Raw genomic sequence first — 3,653 nt, 5'->3', positions numbered from 1 at the left:
TCGACCCGGCGATGCCCTGGATCTCGTTGTTGACCTTCGCGGCCTTCTCGGCCCGCGGCTGGCGTTCGTGCACGACGGTGTTGGGCGGGTCGTCGGGCGAGCCGTCCTCGTCGCCGTCGCCACCGCTGGACTTGCGACGACGCCGACGCCTCCGGCGACGGTTCGCACCGTCACCTCCCGCGTTCTCGTCGTCCCCGTTCTCGTCGTCGGCGCCGTCGTCGTCGGCGGTGTCGTCCGAGTCGCTCTGGTCGACCGCGTCGTCCTGACCGTCTCCGTCGCCGTCGTCGTCGGCGCTCTGTTCGCCGCGACCACGCCCACGTCCACGACGACCGCGGCGGCGGCGCTTGTTCGCAGGCCGATCGCCCTGGTCGTCGTCGGCATCGCCCGAGGCGTCGTCCGCATCATCGCCGTCGTCGTCGTCGTCTTCATCGTCTTCGTCATCGTCTTCTGCGACCACGACGACGGGTTTCGGAGGGACGAACGCGACGGGCTGCGGCGCGACGAACAACGGCATGTAGGCCGCGGGCGCCGCGCTGGGTGGGAGTGGCTCGGGCACGGGCGGGGGTTCGGGATCGACCTCGAGGGCCTCCGCGGTCTTGGAGGCGGGCTCGACGAAGACGTCGACGTGCGACTGGCTCAGCTGAGCGGACACGTCCTCGTCGCGCTGAGTGTCTTCTGATAGGTCGAATGGGGCATCGTCAGCCACGTACTCTCCTCAAGCCCCCGGGCGCGTCGTGTCGACGCGGCCACGCGAGGGCTTTCGCTATGGACCCGTGGAACTCTTCCCGGGCTTGTCATGGTCTCGCTCCGAGCAGCTCCGAAACTGGAGCCCTCAGTGCCTGGCTGAATGACGGCTGGACGCCGCGCCGCACTCGGAAGGCTCCTTGGTGGTCGCGCTCGTCTAAGTCTTCATCCGGGTGTCCAGCCTCGTTATGAAGCTGCTCACCCAGGGCCAGTATCCCACATCGCAGCGCGGATTCCGACGACGCGTCGTCCGACGCCCCCCGAGAGGCCCCGTAGCCAGCTAACGGCCGGGGAACCAGAGCTCGATCTCACGGACCGCGGAATCGGGCGAATCCGAGCCGTGGACGAGGTTGTCCTGAGTCACCAAGGCCAGGTCACCGCGGACGGTGCCGGGCGCGGCCTTCTCGACCGGATCGGTGCCGCCTGCGATCTGGCGAAACGCCGCAACGGCTCGCGGCCCCTCCACGATGGCCGCCACGACCGGACCCGAAGTGATGAATTCCAGCAGGGACGGGAAGAACGGCTTGCCCTCGTGCTCGGCGTAGTGCTGCCGGGCCAGGTCCTCGCTGACGACCTTGAGTTCCAGGGCCGCGATGGTCAGGCCCTTGCGTTCGATTCGGCTGAGGATCTCGCCTACGAGGAGGCGCTTCACGCCGTCGGGCTTGACCAGTACCAGCGTCCGCTCAGTCACGTCGACGAAGACTACTCGTCAGAGGCCGGATGCTGCTGACCGGGCAGCAGACCCCGATCCTGGCGGCGCTTGACCTCGGCACGCAGATAGGCGATCAGCAACCACACCGCGGTGAAGACCACGCCGATGAACCCGATCGCGGCGTGGATGACGACCCCACCGATGAGCACAACCTGGACGGCGACGTTGACCTTCAGTGCCCACGGCTTGCCCTGCAATCCGGACAGCAGAATCAGTACGCCCGTCATCCCGATGAGGAAGCCCCCACTGGTCCACGTCAGTCCGCCGTGGGAGAACGAAACCACCGGCAGCGCAAGCAGAACCACGATGGCTTCCAGGATCAGCGTGCCCGCCATGACGCCACGGAAGCTCTTCCACGGGTCGGGGGCGCTGCCCTGTTGTCCGGCCGGTTCACTCACGAGGGATCCCGACCGAAGAGGGTGCGGGCCACACCCGCGGTCACGACCGACCCGGTGATGACGATGCCCGTACCCGAGAACCCCTCGAAGGAGTCGTCGTCGTTTGCGTTCTCCTCGGCCAATGCAGTCGCGGTCTCGATGGCGTCTGGAAGTGTCTGGGTCACTAGCACGCGATCGGGGCCGAAGTGCTCCTCGGCGCGAAGTGCGAGACCGTCGGCGTCCATCGCGCGCGGAGAGCCGTTGTGGGTCACCACGATCTGGTCGAAGGCAGGCTCGAGCGCGGCCAGGATGCCGTCGACGTCCTTGTCGGCCATCACCGAGACGACGCCGACGAGGTGCCTGAAGTCGAACTCGTCGGCCAGCGCCTTGGTCAGGGCGGCGGCGCCCGCCGGATTGTGCGCCGCGTCGATGAACACGGTGGGCGCGCTGCGCATCCGTTCCAACCGGCCGGGGCTGGTGGCTGCGGCGAAGCCCTCGCGAACCGCGTCGACGTCGAGTTGGCGATCAGCTCCCGCCCCGAAGAAGGCCTCGACCGCCGCGAGCGCGATCAGTGCATTGTGGGCCTGGTGCTCACCGTGCAGCGGCAGGAAGACCTCGGGGTAGACACCGCCGAGTCCCTGCAATTCGAGCAGCTGGCCCCCGATGGCGACCTGGCGGCGCAGCACCGCGAATTCGGAATCCTCTCTGGCCACCGCGGCGTCGGCTCGGAGTGCTTCGGCCAGAACGACTTCCATCGCCTCAGGCGCCTGCCTGCCGATGATCACCACGGTGCTCACGTCGATCCCTGGGGCAACGGGGTCCTCGGCCTGGCGCTTGATGATCCCGGCCTTCTCCGCGGCGATCTCGGCGATGGTGTCACCGAGATACTCGGTGTGGTCGATGCCGATGGGCGTGATGACCGCGACGGGGGCGTCGACGACGTTGGTGGCATCCCACCGGCCGCCCAGTCCCACCTCGATGACCGCCACGTCGATCGGCGCGTCGGCGAAGGCGGCGAACGCCATGGCGGTCACCACCTCGAACTTGCTCATCTTCGGGCCAGGCCCGCCAGGAAGGAGTCCTGCCTCGGACTGCGAGTCGACGAGTTCCACGAAGGGCTCGATCTCGCGGTATGTCTCGACGTACTGCGCGGGGGTGATCGGCTCGCCGTCGATGGAGATGCGCTCCACTGCCGACTGGAGGTGTGGGCTGGTGGCTCGCCCGGTGCGCCGGTGCAGCGCGGTCAGAAGCGAGTCGATGATCCGCGCCACCGACGTCTTCCCGTTGGTGCCCGCCACGTGAATGCTCGGGTAGCCACGCTGAGGTGACCCGAGCAGTTCCATCAACGCGGCGATCCGCGTCGTGCTCGGCTCGAGCTTCGTCTCGGGCCAGCGCTGGTCGAGCAGATGCTCCACCTGAAGCAGCGCGGCGATCTCGTCGGGTGTCGGCTCCGCTGTGCTCATGCGAGCGCCGCGAGGCGAGCCGTGATCCGCTCGACCTCCTCCCCGGCGACCTGCTGCCTGGTCCGGATCTTGTCGACGACGGCGTCGGGCGCCTTGGCGAGGAACTCCTCGTTGCCCAGCTTGGCGGTGGTCTGGGCCAGGTCCTTCTCGGCGGTGGCAAGGTCCTTCTCCAGCCGTCGCCGCTCGGCCGCCACGTCCACGGTGCCCGAGGTGTCGAGCTCGACGAGCACGGTCCCGTGCGACAACCGGACCTCAACGGCGGCCGACGGATTGAACCCGTCCGCGGGGTCGGTGAGCCACGCCAGCGAGGTGACCGCGGCGACTTGGGTGACGAGGTCTGCCTCGGAGATCCCGATC

At 68.3% G+C, this 3,653-nt stretch carries 3 protein-coding genes and 2 pseudogenes; all 5 read right to left on the bottom strand.

What is annotated here, in order from left to right; all coding sequences use genetic code 11:
* Window positions 1-706: pseudogene (locus ACRDUX_RS21820) on the bottom strand (ribonuclease E/G); the annotation flags it as partial.
* 318 nt (window positions 707-1,024) lie between these two features.
* Window positions 1,025-1,435, bottom strand: a complete 411-nt coding sequence (ndk, locus tag ACRDUX_RS21815; RefSeq protein ID WP_526416411.1) for a nucleoside-diphosphate kinase — start codon at window positions 1,433-1,435, stop codon at window positions 1,025-1,027.
* Window positions 1,436-1,446: 11 nt separating this feature from the next.
* A complete protein-coding gene (locus tag ACRDUX_RS21810; protein WP_526416413.1) occupies window positions 1,447-1,791 on the bottom strand; it encodes a DUF4233 domain-containing protein in 345 nt (114 codons plus the stop codon).
* Window positions 1,792-1,850: 59 nt separating this feature from the next.
* Window positions 1,851-3,296, bottom strand: a complete 1,446-nt coding sequence (gene folC / locus ACRDUX_RS21805) for a bifunctional tetrahydrofolate synthase/dihydrofolate synthase (protein WP_526416409.1) — start codon at window positions 3,294-3,296, stop codon at window positions 1,851-1,853.
* Window positions 3,293-3,653 (bottom strand): annotated as a pseudogene (locus ACRDUX_RS21800) (valine--tRNA ligase); the annotation flags it as partial. The gene folC and the pseudogene ACRDUX_RS21800, both read right to left, overlap by 4 nt.

The sequence above is a fragment of the Mycobacterium sp. genome, assembly GCF_050701675.1.
Classification (GTDB): Bacteria; Actinomycetota; Actinomycetes; order Mycobacteriales; family Mycobacteriaceae; genus Mycobacterium.
The sequence above is the reverse complement of the archived record's forward strand: the minus strand, read 5'-3'. Positions and strand labels throughout refer to the sequence as shown.

Excerpts from the sequence above, each read along its gene's own strand:
- ACRDUX_RS21810 (WP_526416413.1), bottom strand. The coding sequence starts at position 1,791 with ATGGCGGGCACGCTGATCCTGGAAGCCATCGTGGTTCTGCTTGCGCTG.
- folC (WP_526416409.1), bottom strand. The coding sequence starts at position 3,296 with ATGAGCACAGCGGAGCCGACACCCGACGAGATCGCCGCGCTGCTTCAG.